The organism is Rhodococcus sp. LB1 (genome assembly GCF_001583455.1).
Classification (GTDB): domain Bacteria; phylum Actinomycetota; class Actinomycetes; order Mycobacteriales; family Mycobacteriaceae; genus Rhodococcus_F; species Rhodococcus_F opacus.
Window position 1 is genome coordinate 23,006 of sequence record NZ_LTCZ01000436.1, and the last position, 25,731, is coordinate 48,736.

A 25,731-nucleotide genomic window follows, 5' to 3' on the forward strand; every position below is an offset into this window, starting at 1 on the left:
TGTGAGTGGTTGAGGAGTCTCAGGACTCGTCCACCACTCACAGGCGCTACGCGCCCAGCGCTTGCGCGACCTCGGTCTCGAGGGTGGCGACGAGGGATTCCTTCGGGGCTTCGCCGCAGACCGTGAGCCAGTTGGCGAGCATGCGGTGCCCGCCCTCCGTGAGCACGGACTCCGGGTGGAACTGGACGCCGTGGATCGGCAGTTCCCGGTGCCGCATCGCCATGACGATGCCGCTGTCGGTGTGGGCGGTGACCTCGAGTTCGTCCGGGATGGTGTCTTCCAGGACGGTCAGAGAGTGGTAGCGCGTGGCCGTGAACGGGTCGGGCAGACCGGCGAGAACGCCCTCACCGGTGTGGTGGACGACGCTGGTCTTGCCGTGCAGGAGTTCGGGTGCCCGGTCGACGGTGGCGCCGAACGCGGCCCCGATAGCCTGGTGTCCGAGGCACACCCCGAGAAGCGGTGTCTCGGCCGCGGCGCATGCCGTGACCAGGTCCATCGTCGCGCCTGCCCGCTGCGGTGTGCCGGGGCCGGGGCTCAGCAGAATGCCGTCGAACTCGGCCGCTGCCGCCGCGACGGCGTCGGGCCCGGTGAGGTTCGGATCGTCGTTGCGCCAGACCACGGCCCGTGTTCCCAGCTGTCCGAGGTACTGGACCAGGTTGAACACGAAGCTGTCGTAGTTGTCGACGACGAGAATCCTCATGGAAGCAGGGTATTCTGCCCGCCTCGTGCTCTGCACGGCCGGGGACCGTTCAGGTCAGTGCCCCGCGTAACCGGGCACGGTGAGTTGGCCGGACGCCGCCTCCGAATAGCCGAGGCCGAACCGCGACGCGTACTGCTTGAACACCCGGATTCCGGGCTCGTTCGCGAGCGCCGCCTCCAGTCGCGCGGGGTCCCCGATCGCCGACATCACATACGGCGGGCTATAGGTGCGGCCGTGCAGCAACAGAGTGTTGCCGATGCAGCGCGGCGCCGACGTGTTCACGATCCGCTGGTCCTGCATGCTGATCGCCTCGGCGCCACCCACCCACAGCGCGTTCAGCACGCTCTGGACGTCCTGCTGGTGGACGACGAGATCGTCCGGCGACGCGTCGACGGGGTACTTGCCGTCCGCGTCGCGGGGGGCGTCGGTGAGCGTGACGGTGACTCCGGGCCCGGTCATCGGGGTGAGTCCGGCGTCCGTGGCGAGTGCCTTGGTGTCGGTGAGCGCCTGCGCGACGCCACTGTCGGAGGCCGCGGCCTCCTGCTGCAACGATTCGACTTGCGCCGCCAGCTGGTCGCGGGTGTCGGCCACCTGATCGGTCTCGGACTGTGCGTTGCGCACGAGGTCGGACAGTCGGGTGGAATCGCCGGCGCGGATTTCGTTGCCGTGCGACACCTGACGGGTGGTGGCCACCAGCAGACCGGCCACGAGACACACCACCAGCACCGCGATCCGCCAGAAGATCGACCTGGTCACCGGTGTTTCCGTCCCCTCGTCCTCGCCGCGCGAATCGCGGCTACGTTAGCGTGTACACACGCAGGTATTTCCGAATCTACCTGCCCACATTCCCGTAGAGCCGCACGAACGAGGACGTCATGCCGAAGTCGAAGGTCCGAAAGAAGACCGATTACACGATCAATCCTGCGAGCCGCACCCCGGTGAAGGTGAAGGCAGGCCCCTCGAGCACCCTGTACGTCTCGGTGATGCTCGGGTTCATGCTGGTCGGGCTGGTGTGGCTGCTCGTCTACTACCTGGCCGCCGACCAGCTCGAGTGGATGAACAACCTGGGTGCCTACAACTTCCTCATCGGATTCGGTTTCATGGTGGTCGGTCTGATCATGACGATGCGCTGGCGTTGACGATCACAATTACACCGATGTCATTCATCCCCAATGTGGACAACCCCTGTGGATAGCCGCAGGTCGAGTGCTGATGTCTGCTGACGAGGCGCCGTTGGAGTGGTCGACGCCCCTCGGCGCGGTGATCGCGCTCGCTGCGGGCGGAGTCGCTTTGGGGGTCGCGGGACTTGCCGTGTCGACCGAGCCGGCGGGCCGTGTTCTCGTGTGCGTCGCCGCCCTCGGGCTGCTGCTGACCGCCGCGTCGGCTCTCCGGCAACGCCCGCGTCTCGCCGTCGACAAGGAGGGCGGCGGGATCGTGGTGAACCGGCTGAGAGGCCGCCACGGGTATGCCCGCTCGGAGATCGACCGCGCGCGGCTCGTGCGCTATCCCCGGCTGGGTCGCCGGGTGCCGATGCTCGAGATCGACGTTCGCACCGAGGACGGCACCGAACGCCTCCTGATTTTCGGCCGCTGGGATCTCGGCACCAATCCGGAGGACGTGTTCGATGCCCTCGCGGTGCATCGTCTGGTGGGCCGGGGTCAGTAGCCGAAGCTCGCGCGGAGCTGCAGGGTGCGGACCGCGATGACGGCCAGTGGCACCAGCACCACGACGCCGAGGCAGATCCAGCCGATGGTGATTGCCTTCTCCCGGTTGTTCCCGGCACCCAGCAGCTGGGGTCCGTAGAGGATTCCCGCGGTGGCCGCGGCTCCGGCGACCAGGCCGCCGAGATGTCCCCACAGTGAGATGCCGGGGATCGTGATGCTGATGATCACGTTGACGGCGATCACCGAGATCACCGGTGCGGGGCTGCGTCGCAGCCGCAGGAGGATGACGGCCTGAGCGCCCATCAGTCCGAAGACGGCGCCCGACGCACCCGCGGTGACCGCGCCGAGCTGGAACAGCATCACTGCGGCGGAACCGCCGAGCAGGGACACGAAGTACACGCAGGCGTAGCGGGCACGCCCGAGCACCAGTTCGGTGTCGCGGCCGATCACCCACAACGCGAACATGTTGACGGCCAGGTGAATGATGCCGAAGTGGAGGAATCCGCTGCCGAGCACGCGGACGATCTGCCCGTCCACGACAGCGGGTGGGAACAGCGCCCAGTCCGCGAAGAGCTTCGATCCCGCCTGGTTCTGCATGATGCTGCGGGACTGCGCCGCGGTGATCAGGAAGATGCCGACGTTCACGGCCATCAGGATGTACGTCACGAGCGGCACCGCACGCTGCGTGGTCACGGCGCCGGCGACGTTGCGAACCTGACGGACATCACGCTGCCCGGCGGCCACACAGTCGACACACTGGTAGCCGACGGCTGCTTCGCGCAGGCATTCGGGGCACGCGGGACGACCGCACCGATTGCACGACAGTGCAGTGGGACGATCGGGGTGGCGGACGCACCGCGGCTGGGGCGGAGTGCCCTCGTTCGCGGCACCGCCCCAGCCGGGGTTGGTCATGTGCTGCGAATCCCTACGCGATGGTGACGCTGTTGATCACGACCGGCTCGAGCGGACGGTCCGCGCGATCCGTGGCGGTGGTCGAGATGGCGTCGACGACCTTCTTCGACTCCTCGTCGACGACCTCACCGAAGATGGTGTGGCGACGGTTGAGGTGCGGCGTCGGGCCGGTGGTGATGAAGAACTGCGAACCGTTGGTTCCCGGGCCTGCGTTCGCCATGGCCAGGATGTACGCGCGGTCGAACTGCAGTTCCGGGTGGAACTCGTCGCCGAACTTGTAGCCCGGGCCACCGGCGCCGGTACCCGTGGGGTCGCCGCCCTGGATCATGAATCCGTCGATGACGCGGTGGAAGACGGCGCCGTCGTAGAACGGTCCGGAGTCGGTGCCACCGGCGTTGGCGGTGCTGTAGTCCTTCGAACCGTCGGCCAGGCCGACGAAGTTCTCGACGGTCTTGGGCGCATGGTTGCCGAACAGCGCGATCTTGATGTCGCCGCGGTTGGTGTGCAGCGTTGCGGTTGCGGTCTGATGAGGTGAAGTCACACCACCATGTTGCCATTGTGGGGTTCCGTGTGGTTCCGCCGCGGTGACTCGAGTACTTCGGATCGGTTCGTGCTCCCGGTTCTTGTGACAAAGTGGGGACATGACACGAGCGACGGAGTCCCTCACGAATCTGCTTCCGACCGAACGCGCCGAGACCCTGCAGGAGCAGGTCTCCGAACGAGTCGAGACCGCTCTGGCCCACGTCGAGGATTCAGCTTCCCGCGTCAAGGAATCCGAGGCTGTCGATCAGGCGCGGCGCTACGCACGCTCGGCGGCACTCGCCACGGCTCGCGGCGCCGGCCAGCTCAGTCTGTTCCTCGGCCGTCAGGGGGCCTCGCTGGCCAAGAAGGGCTACGAACGCGCCCGGACCGTGCCGGTGAAGAAGGTCGCCCAGGATGTCGTTCGTCCCTTGACCTCGGCCGTGGCGCCGGTCGAGGAGAAGAAGTCGCGGAAGGGCCGTCGCATCGCGATCGTCGTCCTCGTGGGTGCCGCTGTGGCCGGGGGCGCGGTGTTCTTCAAGAGCCGCCGCCGCGAGCAGCCGCGGGTCGCGTCCGCTCCCCCGAACCTGCGCGACCTCGACAGCGCGAACACGCAGGAACCCACGCCGCCCACGGCGACGAAGCCCCTCACCGCAACTGACCCGTCACTCCCGGGCCAGTAGGGCGCGCGCTCGCTCGGTGTCGCCCGGCGTCCAGCCGGGCGGCTGAACGATCGGAAGGCACGGCCTCCGGCATCAGCGAATCCTTTCGTTTCACGGCTTGTACCAGGGGTATCCCGCAGGCAGATGCGCACCAGCGCGAGGATCCGTTCCGAGGAGCAGACATGACCGCCAGACGTATCGTCCACCGCATCGCCGCCGTCACGTTTCCGATCGCCGCCACCGCGGCTGTGCTGACGGCCGGCCCCGCCGGCGCCGATCCACCCCACCCCTTCGGCGGACCGGCTCTGACCATCGGATGTCCGAACCAGGGCAGCCTGATGTCGTTGACGGCGCTCACCGGACAGTCCGGGCCGGAGGCGTCACCGCCCATCGCCGACGGCGACATCCGCTTCGAGTCACGGCCCGCCGCACCACCGATCCCGGCAGCCGCGCAGGTCACCGTGGCCTGGGTCAACACCGACAGCGGACGGTCGGGGATCGTGAACCTCGGCGGTGTCTACCCCTTCCTGTCCGCGACGGTGAACACCGGCGTCGGGAACGTGGTGGCGACGGCGTTCGGATCGATCAATTTCGGCAGCAGCCCGATCTGCCAGGCGAACCCGGCCATCGGCACGTTCATTGCGTGAGTTCGGCCGCGTTGCAGCCGAACCGGCGCCGATAGTCGGCCGGTGCGACGCCGACCACTCGGTTGAAATGGTGACGCAGGAGCGCACCGGACCCGAATCCGCTGCGTCTCGAGATCGCCTCGAGACCGAGGTCGGTGCCCTCGAGTAGCTGCTGCGCATAGAGGACCCGCTGCGTCGTCAGCCACTTCACGGGGGTGGTGCCCGTCTCGGCCGCGAACTTGCGTGCGAAGGTGCGCGTCGACATGGACGAGCGGGCGGCGAGCTCGTCGACCGTGTGCGGCAGCTCGAGATTTTCGCTCATCCACGCCATGGTCTCGCTCAGGCTGTCCGACGTGCACGCGACCACCGGCTGCTCGATGAACTGCCGCTGTCCCCCGTCGCGTTGCGGCGGCACGACCATCCTGCGGGCGATCGTGTTGGCGACGGTGGAACCGAGCTCCCGGCGTACCACGTGCAGGCAGGCGTCGATGCCGGCCGCGGTACCCGCACTGGTGACGAGGTTGCCCTCGTCTACGAACAGGACGTCGGGGTCGACGGTCGCCGTCGGGAACCGGGTGGCCAGTTCGTCGACGTACTCCCAGTGGGTGGTGCACTTGCGCCCGTCCAGCAGTCCCGCCTCGCCGAGCAGGAATACGCCCGAGCACAGGCTGAGGACGATGGCACCGGCATTCGCGGCCGCACGCACCGCGTCGAGCGCCTCCACCGGGAAGTCGGACTGCGCCCCCGGCGGCGGGACGACGACGAGATCTGCGTCGCGCAGGGAGTCCAGCCCGTAGTCGGCGGACAGCGTCAGTCCCGGCGTGATCGACGCGAGCGGTTCGCCGGGACGGATCCCGCAGATCCGGAAGTCGAACGGCGGAACCCCGTGTTCGGTGCGGTCGATTCCGAACACTTCACAGACCACCCCGAACTCGAACATCGAGACACGATCGAGGAGGAGCGTCGCGACCTTGGAGATCATGACCCCAGTCTAAGTGGCGACATCTTGTCGGACCATGTCGAAACGGCCAGTCATTCGCGGACCGGCCCACAGATCGACACGAGCGCACGCGCCAGCGTGGCCTGATGCAGCGGGTCGAGGCGTTGTTCGGCCGCCACCGCGACCGTGGCGTCGACGAGAGCGGGCACGCAACCCGGACCGGCGAGCACGGCCTCCTGTTCGCGCAGTTGCAGGAGTATGTCCGAGTTCTGGCGGTCGATCACCGGACGGACCTGCGTCAGGTCGGGCCGGACCGTCGGCGCCGCACCCGGCGCAACGCTCCACCAGGCGAAGAGGGCCCGCTGCACCTCCTTGTTGGCCTCGATCTGGTCGCGGAAGATCTGCTGAACCCGCCCCGCACTCAGGCCCTCGTCGTCCGCCTGCGTGGCGACCGCACCCAGGACCTGCGCCTCGCGCGCGGGATCGTCGATCGGTGACGGGGTGCCCCACTTGGCTGCCGCCACCGCGTCGGCCGTGGCGAGGCGCAGCGAGACCGCCCGGGCGATCGGTTCCAGTGGTCGGGTCTGCGCGCTCGCGGGCGCGGTACCGCCTGCCGTCAGCATCCCGAGCATCACCGCGGCGACGGCCGCGCGGCGGGCGAGTGCTGGCCGGACCGTGGTCATGGTGCGAGTGTAGGGCCGGTCAGTCGTCCAGCCCGGCGACTCCGCGTTTCCAGTAGCCGGTGAACAGCGAATCCATCCGGTCCCGACTCCACGCGCGCAGAGGCTTGATGTCATTCGCCTCGCCGGCCGCGAACAGGAAGGAGCGGCCGTCGGGCAGATCGAGCGACTGCACCGTCGACGCCAGGACGGACTCGCTGCCGTCGCGAACGAGCCACGTCACGTCCACGTTCTCGCGCACGGCCAGCGGGTAGCCGTGCTCGACGTCGTCGTCGGTCTCGATCACGACGTGCGCCGAGACGTTTGCCGGGGACTCGTCGAGCCACCGCGCGACCGCCGGAAGAGCGGTGGAATCGACCGCGAAGACGTAGTGGTCGAAGTTGTGGGCGAATGCCTTCGCGCCGGGCGGTCCGGCGATGGTCACCTCGTCGCCGATCGCGACCGTCGTCGCCCAGGAGGACGCGAGCCCACCTTCGTGCAGCACGAAGTCGAGGTCGAGTTCGCCGGCGTCGGCGTCGTAGCGGCGGACGGTGTACTTCCGCGTGGTGGGGAGCGGTCGCGGCCAGTCGAGCATCATCGCGTCGTTCACCACCGGGACACGGCGGGTGCCGTCCGGATCGGGGAACACGACCTTGACGTGATCGTCGGCCTGATAGGTGTGGAAGCCGTCGAGTCCGGGGCCTCCGATCGTCAGACGCACCATGCGGGGTGTGACGTACTCGCGTGCGCGGACCGTGACCGTGCGGACTCCGATCGGGTAACCGATTCGTGCGGTTCCCTCACCGGTCCGGTGGTGGGATGCGACGCGGCTGCGCGGGTCGAGGCGGTCACGGGATCCGGGATCGAGTGCAGTCATGAAGTAAGGGTAACCTCACCCAACTCCGGTCCGCACAGCAGCGTGCCCCGAACTCTTCCGAATCCGGGGCACGCTGCTTCTGTATTTGTACTTGTGGAGCCTAGGAGATTCGAACTCCTGACATCTGCCTTGCAAAGGCAGCGCTCTACCAACTGAGCTAAGGCCCCGTTACCTCGTGCCACACCTCGTTGCCGCGGAGCAACTTGGACAATCCGATCGCCACCAGCACTCCGGCTCCCACAAACAGGAGGACCTTCATGCGAATGACCTTTCACCGGCACCAGGAGTGGGCCTAGGAGGACTTGAACCTCCGACCTCTTCGTTATCAGCGAAGCGCTCTAACCGCCTGAGCTATAGGCCCCTGAAGTCTGGAAACTCATCTTGCGCAGTTCCCTGAACCGAGTCGGAAGATTACCCCACCGGACCGGCAACTACCAAAACCGGTCCGGCGAGACGCTCTTTTCCCAGCTCAGCCCTCGTCGTTTTCCGCGTTCAGTCCCGGTCGGCGAGCGTCACTTCGACGCCCCCGACGAGGTCGGAACACAGGTTGTAGATGAAGGCTCCGATCGTCGCCAATGCGGTGAACAACACCATGTTCGCGAGACCGATGACGGCGGCGTATCCGAAGACCTGCCCGGCCGTCACGAGCCCGTCAGAGCTCGACTCCGCGACGATATCCGTGAACGCGTTGTTCAGCCGGTCCCACACGCCCATCCCGTCCAGGACGACGTACAGCAGACCGACGGCCACCATCCACACGAAGAACAGCGACACCGAAATGACGGACGAGATCTTCAGCGTCGACCACGGATCGATCTTGCGGACCTGCACCGTCGCCCGGAGAGCCTCGCCCTCCTCGACCCGCTGCGGGGCCACGGCGATCTTCGGCTGCTGACCCGTGGCCGCCGCCCCGGGCAAGGGGTGCTTGGCCTCGGACAGATCCGGCATGTCCTTGGGGAGTACGTCCCGGTTGATGTGCCGGGTGGGTCCGTCGATCGCGGACGCCTTGGCCTTCGCGGCCTCCCGCTGAGTCACGGCACCGGCCGCGGCTGCACCGGACACCGCACCGACCGCTGCCGTGGCAGCGGTCGAGGACGGTGTGCGATCGGGCCCCTGCTTGGGCGCGGGCTGACCCTTCGCCGGCGCCGACGGGTTCTGTGCGGGCGCCTTCTGGGTGGGCACCGCTTGGGTGGGAGCACCCGCGTTCTGCGCGCCCTGAGGTCGCTGACCCTGCGCCTGGGGCTGCTGCGTCTTCTGGGTCGGCGTGGTCTGCGCCTTCTGGACGTCCTGGCCGGCGGGAGCCTTCGCTGCCGCGGCACCCGCCGCAGCCGCTGTTGCCGAGCCGTTGGCCGGGTTCGGCTGACCCTCCGGGCGCGAGGCCTGCTTGGCACCGGCCCCGCCCTGCACGGGACGCTTCAGGTTGGTCTGCGGCTCACGCTGCATTCCTCGCTGCCACGGCGGAGCCTGATTTCCCCGGATGGACTCGGTGGGAGCACCGCCCGTGGGAGCCCGGTTGCCGGACGCCTGCTGCGGCGGGCCCTGATGCCCGGGAGCCTGCTGATTTTGAGCGTGACCCTGCTGCGACGGCGGCACGGGCCTGCCCTGCGGGGTCTGCGTGCGCGGACCCTGATGCTGGGGCGTCGACGGCGACCGGGCCGGATCGGCCGGAGCCTGCCGATCCGGTCGCCCGTCGGGAGCACCACCCGGCCGGGCAGCCGGCCCCGCCTGAGCGGGGCCACGACCGGCTGACGCCTGCGGCCCCTGCGGCGCGGAACCCTGCTGCGGGTTCGGTCGCGCCGACCCGTTCTGGGGAGTGCGGGAGGCCTGCTGCTCGGATGGCGCCTGATTGGCGGAACCCGGGTTCTGCCGGTCACTGCCTGGCTGGTTGGGAGTGCTCACTAGGACTCCTTAGCTCCTTTGCCGCTGCTCTCGGCGTTGTCGTCGGGTTCGTCCGGTTCGTCGGCATTGCGCGCGATCGCGAGCAGGGTGTCGCCTTCCCCGAGGTTCATCAAACGAACCCCCTTGGTCTGCCGACCGGCCTTGCGGACCTGCTTGGCGGCGGTGCGGATGACGCCACCGCCCGACGTGATCGCGTAGAGCTCGTCGTCGTCGTTCACGATGAGCGCTCCGACCAGGGTGCCACGTTTCCGGTCGTACTGGATCGTGAGTACACCCTTTCCGCCGCGTCCCTGGACCGGGTAGTCCTCCATGCCGGTGCGCTTCGAGTAGCCACCCGACGTCGCCACCAGCAGATAGGTGCCTTCACGCACCACGTTCAGCGACAGCAGTTCGTCGTCGCCGTTGAATCGCATGCCCTGGACACCGGACGTGGCGCGGCCCATCGGACGCAGCGCCTCGTCGGTGGCGGAGAAGCGGATCGACTGTCCCTGCGCGGAGACGAGCAGCAGGTCGTCGTCGGAGGAGCAGAGGACCGCGCCGACCAGTTCGTCCTCGCCGCGCAGGTTGATGGCCACGATGCCGCCGCTGCGGTTCGAGTCGAAGTCGGTGAGCTTGGACTTCTTCACCAGACCGTTGCGGGTGGCGAGAACCAGGTAGGGGGCGTCCTCGTACGTCTTGATCTGGATGACGCTCTGGATGCGCTCGTCGGGCTGGAACGCGAGCAGGTTGGCCACGTGCTGTCCGCGAGCCGTGCGGCTCGCCTCCGGCAGCTCGTATGCCTTGGCCCGGTACACGCGGCCCTTCGTGGTGAAGAACAGCAGCCAGTCGTGCGTGGAGCTGACGAAGAAGTGCGAGACGATGTCGTCCTGCTTCAGCCCGGCACCCTGCACACCCTTGCCGCCGCGCTTCTGCGAGCGGTACAGGTCGGTCTTGGTGCGCTTGGCGTAGCCGGTCTCGGTGATCGTGACGACGACGTCCTCGCGGGCGATCAGATCCTCGTCGGCCACGTCACCGTCGGCCGCGATGATGCGGGTCCGGCGGTCGTCGCCGTGCTTGTCGACGATCTCCTGGAGCTCGTCGCGGACGATCCGACGCTGACGCTCGGGCTTCTCGAGGATGTCCTTGAGGTCGGCGATCTCCCGCTCGATCTCGGCGAGTTCGTCGATGATCTTCTGACGCTCGAGGGCGGCGAGGCGGCGCAGCTGCATCGCGAGGATCGCGTCGGCCTGGATCTCGTCGACGGTGAGCAGCTCGATCAGGCCGGCCCGCGCGATGTCGACGGTCTGCGACGCCCGGATCAGCGCGATGACCTCGTCGAGGGCGTCGAGCGCTTTCACCAGTCCGCGCAGGATGTGAGCGCGTTCCTCGGCCTTGCGGAGCAGGTACTCGGTGCGCCTGCGGATGACCTCGACCTGGTGGGCGACGTAGAGCCGGATCATCTGGTCGAGCCGCAGGGTGCGCGGCACGCCGTCGACGATGGACAGCATGTTGCAGCCGAAGCTGGTCTGCAGCTGGGTGTGCTTGTACAGGTTGTTGAGCACGACCTTCGCGACCGCGTCACGCTTGACGGTGACGACGATGCGCATACCCGCGCGGTCCGAGGACTCGTCGTGGATGTCGGAGATGCCGGCGATCTTTGCGTCGCGCACCTGCTCGGCGATCGACGTGATCAGGTTGTCCGGGTTCACCTGGTACGGCAGTTCGGTGATGACGATCGTGGTGCGTCCCTTGGCGTCCTCCTCGATCTCCACCACACCGCGCATGCGGACCGAACCGCGTCCGGTGGTGTAGGCGTCGTGGATGCCCTGGCCGCCGACTATCAGGCCGTGCGTCGGGAAGTCGGGTCCCTTCACGCGTTCCATGACCGCGGTGAGGGTGGATTCCTCGTCGGCTTCCCAGTTCTCGAGCGCCCAGTAGATGGCCTCGGCGACCTCACGCAGGTTGTGCGGCGGGATGTTGGTGGCCATACCGACGGCGATGCCGCCGGAACCATTGATCAACAGGTTGGGGATACGGCTGGGGAGAACTGACGGTTCCTGTGTACGACCGTCGTAGTTCGGGGTGAAATCGACCGTCTCGTGGTCGATCTCACGCAGCATTTCCATGGCCAGCGGAGTGAGGCGGCACTCGGTGTATCGCATCGCGGCGGCGCCGTCGTTGCCGCGGGAACCGAAGTTGCCCTGGCCGTCGACGAGCGGGTACCGCAGCGACCACGGCTGGGCCATGCGGACGAGCGTGTCGTAGATCGAGGCGTCGCCGTGGGGGTGGTAGTTACCCATCGTCTCGGCGACCGGTCGCGCAGACTTCACATAACCGCGATCGGGCCGGTAACCGTTGTCGTACATCGCGTACAGAACGCGGCGGTGCACCGGCTTGAGGCCGTCTCGCACGTCGGGCAGCGCACGACCCACGATCACGCTCATCGCGTAATCGATGTAGCTGCTCTGCATCTCCTGCTGAATGTCGACGGGCTCGATGCGGTCGTGCCCCGGTCCCTCCGGCGGCAACGTTGTGTCAGTCATGAGCTCCTTCTTCTACTCGGCTTGACGTCTCCTCGCGGACTCGCGGTCCTGCACGACGTCGCGCAACCACCCGAGTCTATAGGTGCAGGTCAGCTGTGAGGGTGAAGGACTCGGGTGCACTCGTGAATCGGTGCCGCAGGAGTCGTCCGATCTACTGGAGTTCGAGCTCCCGGCCCTGGGTTTCGGCGGCGAGGGATTCGGCGGCGAGCATGTCGGCCTCGAGTTCGAGCTCGGCGGCGACGCGGTCGGGCGCCATCAGCAGGGCGGTGATCGGGATCGTGACCACGAGCATGCCCAGCACGAAGACGGGGAACAGGATCGAGAACACCTCGAGTCCGTCCGGGCGCGCCACGGCCTGGTCGACGGTGACGCTCAGCCCGAACACGCCGGTGTAGTGCATGGCCACCAGTCCGGCCGCCACGACCACCGACGCCACGAGTCGCAGCGTGCGGGATTCGAGGGCCGAGATCGACCACATGATTCCGACGCCGACGACCAGGCCGATCACGGCCGACGCTGCCGTCAGCAGGATGTCGGATTCCACCGAACCCTGGATCTCGAGGGAGGCGACGATCGCGAGGTCCATTCCGGTGAGGCCGACGCCGAGGAGCACCGCACCGCCGGCGAGGCGGCCGATCTCCACCGACGCGCTCGGCCGCCGGTGTTTCGTCGGCGGCGGGCTGATGATCAGCAACGCCACCGCGGCGGCCGCGACGGGCACCACGAAAGAAACCGCGATCCACAGGACGTCGTAGCGCACCACGCTGCCGTAGACCTCGAACCCGACCATCGCGATGTAGTGCGGCAGCCAGGCGCCGATGCCGCCGATGGACAGCGCACCCCAGGCCAGCCAGAGGTACCGTTGCCTCGGGTTCGGCGCGGTCACCGCTTTGCGGGCGCTGGCGATCCCGACGAAGACGCCGATGAACGCCGTGACCGCGGCGAGGGCGACGATCCACGTGCCCATGGAGAAGTGCTGCAAGTCGTCCGACATGTTTCGAATCCTCAGTACGCGGCAGTGTGGAGCTTGGTCAGTGCGTATTCGGTGATCGCGACCAGGGCGCGTTTCGCCGATTCCCGGTCACGCGCGTCGATCGGGATGATCGGCACGTCCTCGGAGATCGCGAGCGCCGCACGGATGTCCTCGATCGGGTACCGCGGGGCGTCGTCGAATTCGTTGATCGCGACGAGGAACGGCAGTTGCCGGGCCTCGAAGAAGTCGACGGCCGCGAAACTCTCGTCCAGCCGGCGGGTGTCGATCAGGACGATCGCACCGATCGCACCGCGGATCAGGTCGTCCCACATGAACCAGAACCGGTGCTGACCGGGGGTACCGAACAGGTACAGCACCAGGTCGTCGGCCAGGCTGATGCGACCGAAGTCCATGGCGACGGTGGTCGTGCCCTTCTGCGGTGTCGCAGCCAGGTTGTCGACGCCGTCGCTGGCGTTGGTCACGAGCGCCTCGGTGCGCAGCGGGACGATCTCGGAGACAGCCCCGACCAGCGTGGTCTTGCCGACGCCGAACCCGCCGGCGATCACGATCTTGGTCGAGGTCACCCGATTGCGGGGATCAGATTTCGCGAAGTCCACTGAGGACCCTTTCGATGAGTTCACGACGTTCGGAGTCGGTCGAGTCTTCCTTCAGGGTGGCCAGGATCTGCAGATGACCGGCCTCGACCAGGTCGGCGACCAGGACGCGTGCCACTCCGAGGGGTACGCCCACCCGGGCGGCGATCTCGGCGACCGAAGGCGACTGCTGACACAACGCGACGATCGCGGCGTTGACGTCGTCGAGTTCCCACTGCCGGTCCACCGACTGCGGCAGTGCCTGAATCAACGCTTCGAGTGCGAGCTCGACCGCAGGCCGGGTCCGGCCCGACGTCAGCGAGTACGGGCGCACGATGTTCGGGCCCGGCTGCTCCGAGTGGTGGTCGTTCATGGGCATGGGCTGGTCAGAGACCCTGCGGGGTGCGGGCCGTGGCCTGCACCGATGCGCCGACGCGGTCGACCAGGATCGCCATCTCGTAGCCGACCTGTCCGATGTCGCACTCGGCGTCCGTGAGGGTCGCGAGGTGCGAGCCGTCGCCGACGCTCATGAGCAGCAGGTACCCGTGCTGCATCTCGACCACCGACTGCAGCACTCCGCCGCCTTCGAACAACCGGGACACACCGGCGGACAGGCTGGCCAGCCCCGAGGTGACCGCGGCCAGCTGCTCGGCCCGGTCGATCGGGAGATGGGCGCTGGCTGCCATCAGGAGACCGTCCGCGGACACGAGCACGGCGTGCGAGACACCGGGCACGTCACTGGCGAAGTTCGACACCAACCAGTCGAGCGGTCGCGTGACGTCGGATCCATGAGCGGTGTTCATCGGTCTCCTTCAATGCTGTTACGTTCCGCGAGCCTCGTGGCCCTGCCGTTTCGGACGCCCTGCTGGTGACGACTGAGATTGGCGCGAATTGTCTCAGGGTCACGCACCCGGCGCAGTGTCCCCGTATTGTGCGCGCCTTCGACCGTGCCGGGAACCAGCCGGTCGCCGGGACGCCGCTTCGGCAGTCCGATCTCCGGGTCGACCTCGACGGGAGTCTCGCTGATCCGTTCGGCGGCGGACCATCCGGCGTCGCCGGCGGAATGCCAGACGCCGGGTGCGCCTTCGGCGCCGGTCGGATCGGTCAGCCAGTCGGACACCATGTCGGAGAAGATCGGGGTGCCGCCGCCGGGCCGGGGTGTGGCCTCGGCCGATGGCGGATCGATCCGCGACTGGAAGAACGACGCGGTCTTCGCCGAGTTGGTGCGGTAGCGGTGCCGGACCGGTGCCTGATCGTCGCCGTTCGACGACGGGGGCGCCGGCTGTTCCGCGGTCCGCGCCTCGATGCGGTTCTCGCTACGTGGTGCGTGCGGTGCGTGCTGCGGCTGCGATTCCGCCGGTGCCGTCTCCGGGGTCGCCGCCTGCGGCCGCCGCACGGGCAGCTTCGGCATCGCCCCGGTTCCGCGGACGTTGACGGTGTCCTGGGACTGCGCGGTCGGGGCACCGGCCGACGATCCCGCGCCGGCCGCGATGCCACTGGCACCGGGCTGACGTCGGGGCAGGCTCGTGCCCGACGCCGTCGTCACCGCGCTCGCGGGTGCCGGGGTCGGCGCGGACGGGGGCGTGGACGGGGTGCGGGTCGGCAGTCCGTTGCGGGTTGCCGGCTGCTGTCCGTTGTCCTTGCCCTGTGCCGGGGCCGGGGGTGCCGGAATGGCGGTCCGGACCGGCGCCGCGGGAATCCTCCGCTGCGGTCCGGTGTCCTGCCGGGCGGCCTGCGACACGATCAGCGCATTCGGGATGTGGATGCTCACGGTCACACCCGGGTTGCGGGCGGTGTCGAACGTCGACCGTAGGCGCACGGTCAGGCCGTGACGCTTCGCGAGCCGGCTCACGACGAACAGACCCATGTGACGGGCGGTCTCGGGACCGACCTCACCACCCGACGCCAGACGCTCGTTGACGGCGCGCATGTCGTCGGCCGGGATACCGATACCGCGGTCCGCGATCTCGAGCAGCACCCCGCCGTCCACGGCGCGGGCGAAGCTGAACGTCACCACCGTGTCGGGCGGCGAGGCGCGCAGCGAGTTGTCGACGAGTTCGGCGAGCAGGTGCACGACGTCCGTGACGACGGTGCCGCTGAGCGCGCCTTCGGGGGTCGCACCCATCTGCACACGCTGGTAGTCCTCGACCTCGGAGATCGCGGCACGCAGCACGTCGCCGAGCGGGATCGGCGCAGCCTGCGAACGACGCACGCGGGTGCCGGCCAGAATCAGCAGGTTCTCACCGTTCCGGCGCATACGTGCGGCCAGGTGGTCGAGCCGGAACAGACTCTCGAGTCGCTTCGGATCCTTCTCCTCGAACTCGAGATTCTCGATCAGGCCGAGCTGCTGGTCGACGAGCGACTTGCTTCGGCGCGCGAGGGTTTCGAACATGTCGTTGATCTGCAGGCGCAGTTGCGCCTGCTCACCGGCGAGCTTGAGTGCCTGCCCGTGGATGTCGTCGACGGCGCGGGCGAGCTGGCCGATCTCCTCGGAGGAGTGCACGGCCACCGGCTCGAACGACAGTGCCCGTGGATCGTCGCTGGCCTTGATCTGCTCGATCGCCTCAGGAAGGTCGCGGCGGGCGGCCTTCAGCGCGCCGTACCGCAGGCGGCGGATCGGACCGATGAGCGACCGCGACACGAGGAGCGCGAGGACGAGGGCGGCGAGCAGGGTGCCGAGGACGATCGCCGTGTCACGCAGCGCGGCGGACCGGGTCTCGGCCGCGCGGACCTGCACGGTGGACGCGATGTCCTTCGCCGCCTCGCTGGTCAGCTCCTGGTAGACGTCACGGCTCGCGATGAGCGAGGAGCGCAGCTGCAGGATGGGCAGCATCCCGCCGCGCGCCGCGTCCGCCAGGCCCTGGTCGATGAGGGCGTTGCGGTCGTTGATGTTGTTTCGCAGCGTCTCGAGACGGGCATCCCCCTTGGGGTAGTACCGGTCGAGGACGTCGAGGAGGCTCGATTCGGCGCCGGCGGCCGCGACGACGGCCGACGTGGGAATGTCGCCCGTGCGGGCCTTCTCCCGTCCGTCGGGACCGGCGTAGACGTCCTTCACGATCACGAGACCCATGGCCTGTTCGAACAGACGACGCTGCGCCTGCCACGCGTTGGTCAGCTGGTAGCCCTTGTCGACGACTTCGCTGTCTTCGATGGGACGCACGATGTCGTCCACTTCGCGGATGAAGTCCGCGGCGAACGCGCGCTGGCGTTCCGCGAGCAGGTCGGTGGCGACGCCCGGGGAATCCATGAGATTCAGGAGCGCGCGGCCGTCCGAGACGGTCTGGTTGATGGAACTCGCGACGGCGGGATCCAGCTCGGGGTTCCGGGCCTGCTCGGACACGTCGTTCATCAGGGCTTCCGCGTCCTCGCGGTCCTGCTTGGTGAGGGTGCCCGAGGCGTAACCACTGGTCACGGTACCCATCGAGGCCTCGAGGGCCACGATGTCCGGGACGACGACGATCTGGTCGGCCGCCTCGGTGAAGTGGACGGCGTTACTCAGCTCGCCCTGCACACGGAGTCCGCCGAGCACCATGGCGACGGTGACGGGAACTGCGAGAACCGCGGTGACCTTCCACCGCAGGCCCCAACCCTCGATATCCCAGAACTTTGCCCGGGGCGGCGAATCGTCGCTCATCCCACGCTTCCTTTCCAACCACTCATAGCTTGTCGCTCTGTGCTCGTGACCGCGCCTGCGGCAGGACAGTCGTACCGGCCCGGACGACACGCGTCGACAGAGGAAAGTGATCGATCAGTTGCGCTGTGCGCAGCGCTGCCCGACGCACCGATTTCCGAATGTAACGAGTTCATCACATCCCCATGGGGAACGTTCTTACCACAGAAATTCCCCGATCCTTACTTCCAAGTAACATGCGCACCACCGATCCCAGACGTTGCCGTCGCGGGGGGATCAGCGGACCAGGCTACACAGAATCGCGGTTCACAGTCGAGGACGGATTTCCGCGTCACCCGGTCCCGCAACCGGCCCAGACGGGTGCAGCCACCGGGGTCTTCCGACCGCCGGTGGCTGCACGATATCCGTAATCTCTTGTGCCGGATACCTAGACGTCGAGGAAGCGGACGTCCTTGGCGTTACGGGTGATGAAGCTACGCCGGGCCTCGACGTCCTCACCCATGAGAACGCTGAACAGCTCGTCGGCTGCGGCCGCGTCGTCGAGCGTCACCAGACGCAGGACGCGCACCGTCGGATCCATCGTGGTCTCCCACAGTTCCTTGGCGTTCATCTCGCCGAGACCTTTGTAACGCTGGATGCCGTCGTCCTTGTTGATCTTCTTGCCGGACTCGAGGCCGGCCTTGACCAGGACGTCGCGCTCGCGGTCGGAGTACGCGAACTCCGGGTCGCTGCGCTGCCACTTCAGTTTGTACAGCGGGGGCTGTGCCAGGTAGACGTGGCCGTGCTCGACGAGCGGGCGCATGAAGCGGAACAGCAGCGTGAGCAGCAGCGTTGCGATGTGCTGGCCGTCGACGTCGGCGTCGGCCATCAGCACGATCTTGTGGTACCGCAGCTTCGCGATGTCGAATTCGTCGTGGATGCCCGTGCCGAACGCGGTGATGATCGACTGGACTTCCGTGTTCTTCAGCACACGGTCGATACGTGCCTTCTCGACGTTGATGATCTTTCCGCGCAGCGGCAGGATCGCCTGATACATCGAGTCGCGGCCGGACTTGGCCGAGCCGCCTGCGGAGTCACCCTCCACGATGTAGATCTCGGACTTGCTCGGATCGTTGGACCGGCAGTCGGCGAGCTTGCCCGGCAGGCCGCCGAGATCGGTCGCGCTCTTGCGGCGCACCAGTTCGCGGGCCTTGCGGGCGGCGACGCGGGCCTGCGCCGACGACACCGCCTTGTTCACGATGGTCTTCGCGTCGGCCGGATTCGCCTCGAACCAGTGCGACAGGTGCTCGTTGCTCGCCTTCTGGACGAACGACCGGACCTCGGTGTTACCGAGCTTCGTCTTCGTCTGACCCTCGAACTGCGGTTCACCGACCTTCACGGAAATGATCGCCGCGAGGCCCTCACGGATGTCGTCACCGGTGAGCTTCGGGTCCTTCTCCTTGAGGAGCTTCTTGTCGAGCGCGTACTTGTTGACCGTCGCCGTCAGAGCGGAACGGAAGCCCTCTTCGTGGGTGCCGCCCTCGTGGGTGTTGATGGTGTTCGCGAACGTGTGGACCGACTCCGAGTAACCGGAGTTCCACTGCATCGCGATCTCGAGTTCGTGGCCGGTGCCCTTCGCGGTGAAACCGACGACGGAGTTGTGGATCGGCTGCTTCGTGCGGTTGATGTGCCGCACGTAGTCCTCGAGGCCGCCCGGGTAGTGGTAGACGCGGGTCTTCACCTTGTGCACGGCAGGCGCACCCGCCTCGGCGGACTCGTCCTCGGCGGTCTTCGGCGCGTCCGCGACCTGGCTGACGACCTCTTCGGTGACCTCGGCGTCGCTGACGCGCTCGTCGGTGAGGGTGATCGTGAGGCCCTTGTTGAGGAAGGCCATCTCCTGGAGGCGGCGCGCGACCGTCTCGAAGCTGTAGACCGTGGTCTCGAAGATGTTCGGGTCGGCCCAGAACGTGACCGTGGTGCCCGTTTCCTTGGTGGCCTCGCCCTTGACGAGTTCACCCGGCTTCGAGTCGGTGTAGGTCTGGTTCCATTGGAAGCCGTCGCGCTTGATGTCGACGTCGAGCCTGGTGGACAGCGCGTTGACGACGGAGATACCGACACCGTGCAGACCGCCGGACACGGCGTAGGAGTCGGAGTCGAACTTGCCGCCGGCGTGGAGCTGGGTGAGGACGACCTCGACGGTGGGGACACCGGAGGCGTGCATCCCGACGGGGATGCCTCGACCGTCGTCGACGACCTGGACGCCACCGTCTTCGAGGAGGGTGATCTCGACCTTGCTGGCGTGGCCGGCCATGGCCTCGTCGACGGAGTTGTCGACGACTTCCCAGATCAAATGGTGGAGACCACGTTCACCGGTGGAACCGATGTACATACCCGGTCGCTTACGAACGGCTTCGAGTCCCTCGAGGACGGTGATGGAAGAAGCGCCGTAGTCCTTGCTGGAGGTGCTTTTGTCTGACTTCTGGGCAGCCACGGGTGGGTAGCTCTCCTTCTCCGTCCAATGCCCGACGCAGGCGCCCACCGCCCTGGTCGGGCACGCGGGAGACGAGAATCGGGAATCTTGCCGCTAGTTACCTCGGCCATCTTACTGGTACGTCAGCGCCAGGAGCGTGCTATGACACCCCTGAGCGCCCCGTAGACGAATTTTCAGGGCGTCTCGGGAGTGAAAACCTAGGCCGAAGAGCTCTCGGACGGGCCGTCCGAGAGATCCGTCCACTGCCGGTCCTCGACGGCCAGCACGAACTCCGCGGCGAGTTGCGCGATGTCCTCGGCGTGGGAGATGGGCGACCAGTGCCCGGCGTCGACCTCTCGACGGCGCAGGTCGGGTGCCCATTTCTCGGTGTCCTCGTAGCCGACGGGCCGCACCGCCTTGTCGTTCTTGTTGAGGATCAGCTGGACGGGGACGTCGGTGTACCGCTCGCGCGGCCTCAGCAGACTCGTCCGGATGTTGGCGCGGTACAGCTTGAGACCGTTGACCATGTCGTCCGCCAGCGTCGGCGCCGGACGCACCAGCGCGGGATCGAGGCGGTCGAAGAACTTCAGGAACGCCGGCCAGTGCCGGGAGAACCAGAGTCGCAGCGGCAGCGTCGCCAGGCCCGGAATCTGGAACAGCACGGTGTAGCCGGACGCGACGGCCTGCGCGAGCGGCCCGCCGAAGCTGCGATCCGAGATGCGACGGCGCATCCACTTGCCGAGGTGATCGAGGTTGGGCCCGGAGACCGAGGTGAACGACGCGATCCGCGCGCGGGCCCCCGGTTCACAGACGGCCTCCCATGCCTCCACCGATCCCCAGTCGTGGGCCAGCACGTGCACCGGCCGTCCCGGGCTCACGGCCTCGATCACCGCGAACAGGTCGCCGGCGAGGGTGGGCAGCCGGTAGTCCTCGACCCGGGTGGGCACGGTGCTCCGGCCTGCGCCGCGGCTGTCGTAACTGACCACCCGGAACCGCTCCGTCAGAAACGGCACCACCCGGCTCCACAGGTCGTGGGTGTCGGGCCAGCCGTGCACCAGCACGATCGTCTCGCCGTCGGGGTTGCCCTCCTCGAACACGGCGAGTTCGACGGAACCGTTGGTGATCCGCCGGGCGGTACCGGATGGGGATGGAGTCATGGTGGGTCCTCTGATCGTCGTGCGGGTTCGGGTTTGACGGTGGGAACTACAGATCGAGGACGAGACGGCCACTGTCTGCGCGGGACACGCAGATCAGCATCTCGTTCTCCTGCTCGGCGTCGGTGAGCCGCGTCTCGCGGTGATCCGGGGTGCCGGAGAGTACCTTCACCCTGCAGGTGCCACAGAATCCCTGCTGGCACGAATACCCCACTCCGGGCATCGTCTTCTTGATCACCGTCAGTGCGGATTCGTCGGCGGGCACGGTGAGCACCTCGCCCGTGCTGACGAGCTGCACTTCGAATTCGGTGCCGCCCTGTACCGGCGGCGCCCCGAACCGCTCGAAATGCAATGCGGTGGCCGGGCTTCCGGGGAATGCACGGCGTACCGACTCCAGCATCGGCGTCGGCCCGCAACAGTAGACGGCGCCGCCCGGCGCTGCACGCTCCAGCAATTCCTCGGCGGTCGGCAGTCCGAATTCGTCGTCGGGACGGATGAAAACCCGTGACCGATCGAACGTTTCGATCTCGTCGAGGAACGGCATCGACTCCCGTGACCGGCCGGAGTACACGAACTGCCAATCCATTCCGAGTTCGCGCGCCGCCCGGACCATCGCGAGGATCGGCGTGATGCCGATGCCGCCGGCGACGAAGAGCGCACTCCCTTCGCCGACGAAGGGAAACCCGTTGCGGGGGCCGCGAACCGTCACCTGGGCGCCCGGTTCGAGCGCGTGCATCTCGAGGGATCCGCCACCGCCGTCGGGGATCCGGCGAACGGCGATACTGTAGCCCGTGCGATCGGCCGGGTCCCCGCACAGCGAGTACTGGCGTCGCAGTCCGGACGGCAGGTGGAAGTCGAGATGCGAACCCGGCTGCCACGCAGGGAGTTCTGCGCCGCCCTCGGCTTCGAACCGTAATTGGACGACGTTCTCGTCTCGCGCGACGACATCACGTTGGGAAACAACCATTTTCATCGCCACGTCCGGATTGTGACCAGCGACGCCCGGGTTGTATTCGTACGCGGTGAGAACACGGAGGTACTTGGCGGCCACAGCCTCGGTGATCCGCATCGCGCGGTCGGGGCGCGGTCGCCCCTTGATGTCCGGGGGAGCGTCGTAGCGGGGCAGGCCCTGCCCGGTGAGCACGTGCCGCACCTGCGACAGCTTCATCGCTCGGCCGCCTGAGCCGCGGGCGAGGACGCCAGGTACTTCACAGCCTGCGCCGTCGAACCCTCGTTGCTCGGGTGATACGAACGCCTGAAGTACGTAGACATCCGCTTGCCGAGTTCCCGGGCCGTCGGGAGGGTGCCGCGCTTGCCTGCTGCGAAGAAATCGGTCAGGTGCGGCTTGCGCCGGTGCGCCGACCACTGGGCGAGCTCCGGATCGTTCCGCATGAGGAAGCGGGTGCCGCGCACCCACAGCCACACGATGACCGGGGTGACGATCACCTGGGTGCGGATCCGCCGGGACTCGCGCTTGTCGAAGTACCGCATGACGTCGTAGGCCACGGAGCGGTGCTCCACCTCCTCGGCGCCGTGCCAGCGCAGCAGGTCGAGCATCGTCGGATGCATGCCGGCGCGGTCCAGTCCCTCGGCGTTGAGGACCCAGTCGCCGAGGAACGCGGTGATGTGCTCGATGGCGGCGATGACCGCCAGCCGCTCGATCAGGTAGTTCTTCTCCCGCAGACCGGTCAGCGGTCGCGGTCCGAGGATCTTGGAGAAGGTCCATTCCATCTGCTCGGTGAAGGGCGACGGGTCGAGACCCTTCTCCTTCAGGTGCGCCAGCACGCCGGTGTGAGCGTTGGCGTGCATCGCCTCCTGGCCGATGAACCCGACGACGTCGTCGCGGAGCTGCTCGTCCTCGATCAGCGGCAGTGCCTCTTTGAACGTCTCGACGAACCACTCCTCACCCGCGGGCAGGAGTAGGTGCAGGACGTTGAGGACGTGCGTGCTGAACGGGTCCCCCGGGATCCAGTGCATGGGGAGGTTCGACCAGTCGAACTCCACGTTCCTGGCCTGCAACAGGATGTGGTCCGGTTCGGGGATCGCGTTCCGGGGTGCAGTCGGGGCGGACATCTCACTACTCCTTCGTGCCGGCGGCTGCGCCACGACGAAGGCTTGTGGCGCAGTTCACTCGAAAACTTGGAGTAACTGTAACACCGGGTAATAGACAAAACTAGGACCGAACGTCCGCTCCGGCCTATCCGTAGGTGTCCCGAGGGCCGCGCCCCCGGATGTGCCGTTCCCCTTTTCGCCAGCTCGGGGCCGTCGGACCGGTGATCCGCAACGACTTCACGACGCCGTCGCCGACGGCCGCGGCGATCTTCGCGAGAATCTGTGACTGCATCATCCGAAGCTGCGTCGCCCAGGCCGTCGACTCCGCGGAGACGCTGAGAATCCCGTCCCGCAGCCCCGTCGGTTCGGCGTGCGCGGCGATGTCCTCACCGACCACCTGCACCCACCGACCGAGAACCGTCCCCTCGGACACCTTGGGCGACCAGCCGCGTTGTTTCGCGATCGCGTTGGTCAGCGCACCGAACGGCTGCGGGTCGCGGTCATCCGGCCCGGGACCCGACCATCCGCGTCGACGCCGGGCGCGCAGGGCCCGGACACCGGTTCCGGACCGGCGGCCCTGCCCGACGGATTTTCCGCTCGCCTTCGCCGCGGCACGCGCCTCCTCGAGGGCCCGCCGGGCGAGGTCGATTCCCTTCACCTCCGGTTCGGGGGCCGCAGCCGGTGCGGTCGGTTCGAGATCATCCGTCACGGCGGTCCTCCGTCTCTTCCACAATGTGCGATATTCGTCCTCGATCGGTGTCGCGGGCCTCCACGCCGAATCGGACGGCGTCGAGCTCCTCCGGAACATCTTCCGGCACGGCCGCCGTGATGAGCACCTGTTCCGCATCCAACGCGACCTTGGCGAGTGCGCGCCGTCGACGTCGATCGAGTTCGGCGAACACGTCGTCGAGCATGAGGACGGGATCGCTGCCCTCCGAACGCAGCAGGGCGAATCCCGCCAGCCGCAACGACAGCGCGAACGACCACGACTCACCGTGACTCGCGAATCCCTTCGCCGGGGTGTCGCCGAGTTGCAGTTCGAGATCGTCACGATGCGGGCCGACGAGACACACACCCCGCTCGATCTCCTTGGAGCGCATCACGGACAGCTCCTGAAGGAACCGCTCCTCGAGAAACGCGATATCGCCCGCATCGGGCACTCGAGCCGGTTCGGTGAACTCCGGCGGCAGCGACGAGCCCAGACTCGAGCGGTAGCGGATGCTCGCGGGCCTCGACTCCGGCGCCAGCGATTGGTATGACTCGGCCAGATGCGGAGCGAGATCGTGGACGAGGTGAAGCCGTCCGGCGAGCAGCTGCGCGCCGTGTGCGGCGAGATGTCCGTCCCAGACCTCCAGCGTGGCAAGGGCACTCGCGCCGTCCTCGCTCGGCTGGCCGCCGCGCGACACCCGTCGCAATGCGCCGCCTGCGGTCTTGAGCAGCGCCGACCGCTGCCGCAGCACCCGGTCGTAATCGGCGCGCACCGCCGCCATCCGCGGGATACGGGACGTGAGGAGCTCGTCGAGGTAGCGCCGCCGATCACCCGGATCGCCGCGGACCAGCGACAGATCCTCCGGCGCGAACAGCACCGTCTGCAGAATCCCGAGAATCTCCCGCGGCCGCCGGGTGGGCGACTGGTTGATCCGTGCCCGGTTGGACTTGCCCTCGTTCAACTCGAGATCGACGGTCAGTTCCCGGCCGGCGTTGACGACGGTGGCCCCGGCGAATGCCTGACCGGTGCCCGTCCTGATCAGCGGGGCGTCCGAGCTGACCCGATGAGACGAGAGGGTCGACAGGTAGCCGAGCGCCTCGAGCACGTTCGTCTTGCCGTGACCGTTGGGTCCGACGAAGACGGTGCAGCCCGGACGCAGGGTGAGACCGAGGGCGTCCCAGGAACGGAAGTCTCTGAGCGAGAGTGCGCGAACGAACACCTACGTTCCAGAACCGGCTTCTGCCTCGCCTGCCGCCTTCTTCACGGCGTGACCACCGAACTGGTTGCGCAGCGCCGAGACGGCCTTCATCGCGGGGGAATCATCCTGACGGGACGCGAAGCGCGCGAACAACGCGGCCGAGATCACCGGTGCGGGCACGGCATGATCGATCGCCTCGAGCACCGTCCAGCGGCCCTCACCGGAATCGTCTGTGTAACCGGAGATCTCGGCGAAATCGGGATCCTCACCCAACGCCTTGACGAGCAGATCCAGCAGCCACGAACGAACGACCGTGCCCTTGGTCCACGCGCGCAGCACACCGTGGACGTCGGTGACGAGGTCTTCCGCCTCGAGCAGTTCGTAGCCCTCGGCGTACGCCTGCATCAGCCCGTATTCGATGCCGTTGTGGATCATCTTCGCGTAGTGGCCGGCGCCGATCGGGCCGGCGTGGACGAAACCGTCCGCACGCTCACCCTCGGGACGGAGGGCGTCGAAGACCGGCAGCGCCCGCTCGACATCCGCGTCCGATCCTCCGACCATCAGCCCGTAGCCGTTCTCGAGTCCCCAGACCCCACCGGACACACCGCAGTCGAGGTAGCCGATGCCGCGGGAACCCAGCAGCTCGCCGTGGATTTTGTCGTCGGTGTATCTCGAGTTGCCGCCGTCGATCACCAGGTCGCCGGTCTCGAGCACCGACGACAGTTCGGTCACCGTGTCCTGGGTGATCCTTCCCGCCGGAACCATCACCCACACGACTCGCGGAGACTCGAGTCGTTGCGCGAGTTCCGCCAGCGACGCCACATCCGTGACCTCGGGGCGGGGGTCGTAGCCGACCACCTCGTGCCCGTGCGCGCGCAACCGCTCGCGCATGTTGAATCCCATCTTTCCGAGCCCGACCAACCCGATCTGCATCGTGATCTCCGTCCACTCGTGAGATTTCGTTCGGCAGTGCTGGTTTCGCTTCCGCGAAT

General features: G+C 67.5%; 25 protein-coding genes and 2 tRNA genes. 4 read left to right on the forward strand and 23 right to left on the reverse strand.

The window, feature by feature from the left end:
- Positions 1-46 precede the first annotated feature (46 nt).
- Together AZG88_RS46250 and AZG88_RS46255 are read right to left on the reverse strand one after the other, a co-directional pair.
- Positions 47-700, reverse strand: a complete 654-nt coding sequence (locus tag AZG88_RS46250; RefSeq protein ID WP_005263451.1) for an aminodeoxychorismate/anthranilate synthase component II — start codon at positions 698-700, stop codon at positions 47-49.
- A 54-nt stretch (positions 701-754) separates the two neighbouring features.
- On the reverse strand, positions 755-1,456 hold the full coding sequence (locus tag AZG88_RS46255) for a DUF881 domain-containing protein (RefSeq protein WP_061701400.1): 702 nt from the start codon (positions 1,454-1,456) through the stop codon (positions 755-757).
- Positions 1,457-1,575: 119 nt separating this feature from the next.
- Here AZG88_RS46255 and crgA point away from each other — a divergent pair, with 119 nt between their 5' ends.
- Entirely contained in the window at positions 1,576-1,839 is a 264-nt protein-coding gene (crgA, locus tag AZG88_RS46260; RefSeq protein ID WP_005249082.1) for a cell division protein CrgA, read from the forward strand.
- Between the two features lie 67 nt (positions 1,840-1,906).
- Complete coding sequence (locus AZG88_RS46265; RefSeq protein ID WP_005249083.1) at positions 1,907-2,365, forward strand: PH domain-containing protein; 459 nt, start codon at positions 1,907-1,909, stop codon at positions 2,363-2,365.
- Here AZG88_RS46265 and AZG88_RS46270 read toward each other — a convergent pair.
- Both AZG88_RS46270 and AZG88_RS46275 read right to left on the reverse strand, forming a co-directional pair.
- Positions 2,359-3,276 (reverse strand): rhomboid family intramembrane serine protease, encoded by a 918-nt coding sequence (locus AZG88_RS46270; protein ID WP_061701401.1) that lies wholly within the window; start codon positions 3,274-3,276, stop codon positions 2,359-2,361. The genes AZG88_RS46265 and AZG88_RS46270 overlap by 7 nt on opposite strands.
- Positions 3,277-3,289: 13 nt before the next feature.
- Entirely contained in the window at positions 3,290-3,817 is a 528-nt protein-coding gene (locus AZG88_RS46275) for a peptidylprolyl isomerase (protein WP_025431550.1), read from the reverse strand.
- Positions 3,818-3,917: 100 nt separating this feature from the next.
- Here AZG88_RS46275 and AZG88_RS46280 point away from each other — a divergent pair, with 100 nt between their 5' ends.
- Both AZG88_RS46280 and AZG88_RS46285 read left to right on the forward strand, forming a co-directional pair.
- Entirely contained in the window at positions 3,918-4,478 is a 561-nt protein-coding gene (locus tag AZG88_RS46280) for a hypothetical protein (protein ID WP_005249086.1), read from the forward strand.
- A gap of 161 nt (positions 4,479-4,639) precedes the next feature.
- Positions 4,640-5,104, forward strand: a complete 465-nt coding sequence (locus AZG88_RS46285) for a hypothetical protein (RefSeq protein WP_005249087.1) — start codon at positions 4,640-4,642, stop codon at positions 5,102-5,104.
- Here AZG88_RS46285 and AZG88_RS46290 read toward each other — a convergent pair.
- The 19 genes from AZG88_RS46290 to gnd all read right to left on the reverse strand — a co-directional run bounded on the left by AZG88_RS46290 (position 5,094) and on the right by gnd (position 25,672).
- Positions 5,094-6,065, reverse strand: coding sequence for a helix-turn-helix domain-containing protein (locus AZG88_RS46290; protein ID WP_005249088.1), 972 nt, complete (start codon positions 6,063-6,065; stop codon positions 5,094-5,096). The two genes, AZG88_RS46285 and AZG88_RS46290, sit on opposite strands and share 11 nt — an antisense overlap.
- 50 nt (positions 6,066-6,115) lie before the next feature.
- Positions 6,116-6,706 (reverse strand): chorismate mutase, encoded by a 591-nt coding sequence (locus AZG88_RS46295; RefSeq protein ID WP_061044804.1) that lies wholly within the window; start codon positions 6,704-6,706, stop codon positions 6,116-6,118.
- Positions 6,707-6,725: 19 nt separating this feature from the next.
- The gene (locus tag AZG88_RS46300; protein WP_061044803.1) at positions 6,726-7,559 is read right to left on the reverse strand and encodes a siderophore-interacting protein; all 834 of its coding nucleotides are present in this window, start codon (positions 7,557-7,559) and stop codon (positions 6,726-6,728) included.
- Positions 7,560-7,653: 94 nt separating this feature from the next.
- Positions 7,654-7,726: transfer RNA gene (locus tag AZG88_RS46305), tRNA-Ala, on the reverse strand.
- A 120-nt stretch (positions 7,727-7,846) separates the two neighbouring features.
- A tRNA-Ile gene (locus AZG88_RS46310) sits at positions 7,847-7,920 on the reverse strand.
- 131 nt (positions 7,921-8,051) lie between these two features.
- On the reverse strand, positions 8,052-9,458 hold the full coding sequence (locus AZG88_RS46315; protein WP_231914443.1) for a DUF3566 domain-containing protein: 1,407 nt from the start codon (positions 9,456-9,458) through the stop codon (positions 8,052-8,054).
- Positions 9,458-11,980 (reverse strand): DNA gyrase subunit A, encoded by a 2,523-nt coding sequence (gene gyrA / locus AZG88_RS46320; RefSeq protein ID WP_061044802.1) that lies wholly within the window; start codon positions 11,978-11,980, stop codon positions 9,458-9,460. The genes AZG88_RS46315 and gyrA overlap by 1 nt, the downstream gene beginning before the upstream one ends.
- Positions 11,981-12,131: 151 nt before the next feature.
- Positions 12,132-12,974 carry an MHYT domain-containing protein gene (locus tag AZG88_RS46325; RefSeq protein ID WP_061044801.1) on the reverse strand — a complete coding sequence of 281 codons (843 nt, stop codon included), beginning with the start codon at positions 12,972-12,974 and terminating at the stop codon, positions 12,132-12,134.
- Between the two features lie 11 nt (positions 12,975-12,985).
- On the reverse strand, positions 12,986-13,537 hold the full coding sequence (locus tag AZG88_RS46330) for a GTP-binding protein (RefSeq protein ID WP_005249094.1): 552 nt from the start codon (positions 13,535-13,537) through the stop codon (positions 12,986-12,988).
- 13 nt (positions 13,538-13,550) lie between these two features.
- Positions 13,551-13,925, reverse strand: a complete 375-nt coding sequence (locus AZG88_RS46335; protein WP_005249095.1) for a DUF742 domain-containing protein — start codon at positions 13,923-13,925, stop codon at positions 13,551-13,553.
- Between the two features lie 7 nt (positions 13,926-13,932).
- Positions 13,933-14,349, reverse strand: coding sequence for a roadblock/LC7 domain-containing protein (locus tag AZG88_RS46340; RefSeq protein ID WP_005249096.1), 417 nt, complete (start codon positions 14,347-14,349; stop codon positions 13,933-13,935).
- The gene (locus tag AZG88_RS46345) at positions 14,346-17,180 is read right to left on the reverse strand and encodes a sensor histidine kinase (protein WP_061044800.1); all 2,835 of its coding nucleotides are present in this window, start codon (positions 17,178-17,180) and stop codon (positions 14,346-14,348) included. Before AZG88_RS46345 ends, AZG88_RS46340 begins: the two co-directional genes overlap by 4 nt.
- A 424-nt stretch (positions 17,181-17,604) precedes the next feature.
- Positions 17,605-19,647 (reverse strand): DNA topoisomerase (ATP-hydrolyzing) subunit B, encoded by a 2,043-nt coding sequence (gyrB, locus tag AZG88_RS46350; protein ID WP_005263473.1) that lies wholly within the window; start codon positions 19,645-19,647, stop codon positions 17,605-17,607.
- 197 nt (positions 19,648-19,844) lie between these two features.
- A complete protein-coding gene (locus AZG88_RS46355; protein WP_061044799.1) occupies positions 19,845-20,783 on the reverse strand; it encodes an alpha/beta fold hydrolase in 939 nt (312 codons plus the stop codon).
- A 46-nt stretch (positions 20,784-20,829) separates the two neighbouring features.
- Positions 20,830-21,948, reverse strand: coding sequence for a PDR/VanB family oxidoreductase (locus tag AZG88_RS46360; protein ID WP_061044798.1), 1,119 nt, complete (start codon positions 21,946-21,948; stop codon positions 20,830-20,832).
- Entirely contained in the window at positions 21,945-22,853 is a 909-nt protein-coding gene (locus tag AZG88_RS46365; RefSeq protein WP_005249103.1) for a metal-dependent hydrolase, read from the reverse strand. Before AZG88_RS46365 ends, AZG88_RS46360 begins: the two co-directional genes overlap by 4 nt.
- A 124-nt stretch (positions 22,854-22,977) precedes the next feature.
- Positions 22,978-23,541 carry a DUF721 family protein gene (locus AZG88_RS46370; protein WP_005249104.1) on the reverse strand — a complete coding sequence of 188 codons (564 nt, stop codon included), beginning with the start codon at positions 23,539-23,541 and terminating at the stop codon, positions 22,978-22,980.
- Positions 23,531-24,760: a DNA replication/repair protein RecF gene (recF, locus tag AZG88_RS46375; protein WP_061044797.1), complete on the reverse strand. Its 1,230-nt coding sequence runs from the start codon at positions 24,758-24,760 to the stop codon at positions 23,531-23,533. The genes AZG88_RS46370 and recF overlap by 11 nt, the downstream gene beginning before the upstream one ends.
- The gene (gene gnd, locus AZG88_RS46380) at positions 24,761-25,672 is read right to left on the reverse strand and encodes a phosphogluconate dehydrogenase (NAD(+)-dependent, decarboxylating) (protein WP_005249106.1); all 912 of its coding nucleotides are present in this window, start codon (positions 25,670-25,672) and stop codon (positions 24,761-24,763) included. It lies immediately after the preceding gene.
- Positions 25,673-25,731 lie beyond the last annotated feature (59 nt).

Excerpts from the sequence above, each read along its gene's own strand:
- AZG88_RS46250 (WP_005263451.1), bottom strand. The coding sequence starts at position 700 with ATGAGGATTCTCGTCGTCGACAACTACGACAGCTTCGTGTTCAACCTG.
- crgA (WP_005249082.1), top strand. The coding sequence starts at position 1,576 with ATGCCGAAGTCGAAGGTCCGAAAGAAGACCGATTACACGATCAATCCT.
- AZG88_RS46270 (WP_061701401.1), bottom strand. The coding sequence starts at position 3,276 with ATGACCAACCCCGGCTGGGGCGGTGCCGCGAACGAGGGCACTCCGCCC.
- AZG88_RS46280 (WP_005249086.1), top strand. The coding sequence starts at position 3,918 with ATGACACGAGCGACGGAGTCCCTCACGAATCTGCTTCCGACCGAACGC.
- AZG88_RS46285 (WP_005249087.1), top strand. The coding sequence starts at position 4,640 with ATGACCGCCAGACGTATCGTCCACCGCATCGCCGCCGTCACGTTTCCG.
- AZG88_RS46290 (WP_005249088.1), bottom strand. The coding sequence starts at position 6,065 with ATGATCTCCAAGGTCGCGACGCTCCTCCTCGATCGTGTCTCGATGTTC.
- AZG88_RS46295 (WP_061044804.1), bottom strand. The coding sequence starts at position 6,706 with ATGACCACGGTCCGGCCAGCACTCGCCCGCCGCGCGGCCGTCGCCGCG.
- AZG88_RS46300 (WP_061044803.1), bottom strand. The coding sequence starts at position 7,559 with ATGACTGCACTCGATCCCGGATCCCGTGACCGCCTCGACCCGCGCAGC.
- gyrA (WP_061044802.1), bottom strand. The coding sequence starts at position 11,980 with ATGACTGACACAACGTTGCCGCCGGAGGGACCGGGGCACGACCGCATC.
- AZG88_RS46325 (WP_061044801.1), bottom strand. The coding sequence starts at position 12,974 with ATGTCGGACGACTTGCAGCACTTCTCCATGGGCACGTGGATCGTCGCC.
- AZG88_RS46335 (WP_005249095.1), bottom strand. The coding sequence starts at position 13,925 with ATGCCCATGAACGACCACCACTCGGAGCAGCCGGGCCCGAACATCGTG.
- AZG88_RS46340 (WP_005249096.1), bottom strand. The coding sequence starts at position 14,349 with ATGAACACCGCTCATGGATCCGACGTCACGCGACCGCTCGACTGGTTG.
- AZG88_RS46345 (WP_061044800.1), bottom strand. The coding sequence starts at position 17,180 with ATGAGCGACGATTCGCCGCCCCGGGCAAAGTTCTGGGATATCGAGGGT.
- AZG88_RS46355 (WP_061044799.1), bottom strand. The coding sequence starts at position 20,783 with ATGACTCCATCCCCATCCGGTACCGCCCGGCGGATCACCAACGGTTCC.
- AZG88_RS46360 (WP_061044798.1), bottom strand. The coding sequence starts at position 21,948 with ATGAAGCTGTCGCAGGTGCGGCACGTGCTCACCGGGCAGGGCCTGCCC.
- AZG88_RS46365 (WP_005249103.1), bottom strand. The coding sequence starts at position 22,853 with ATGTCCGCCCCGACTGCACCCCGGAACGCGATCCCCGAACCGGACCAC.
- gnd (WP_005249106.1), bottom strand. The coding sequence starts at position 25,672 with ATGCAGATCGGGTTGGTCGGGCTCGGAAAGATGGGATTCAACATGCGC.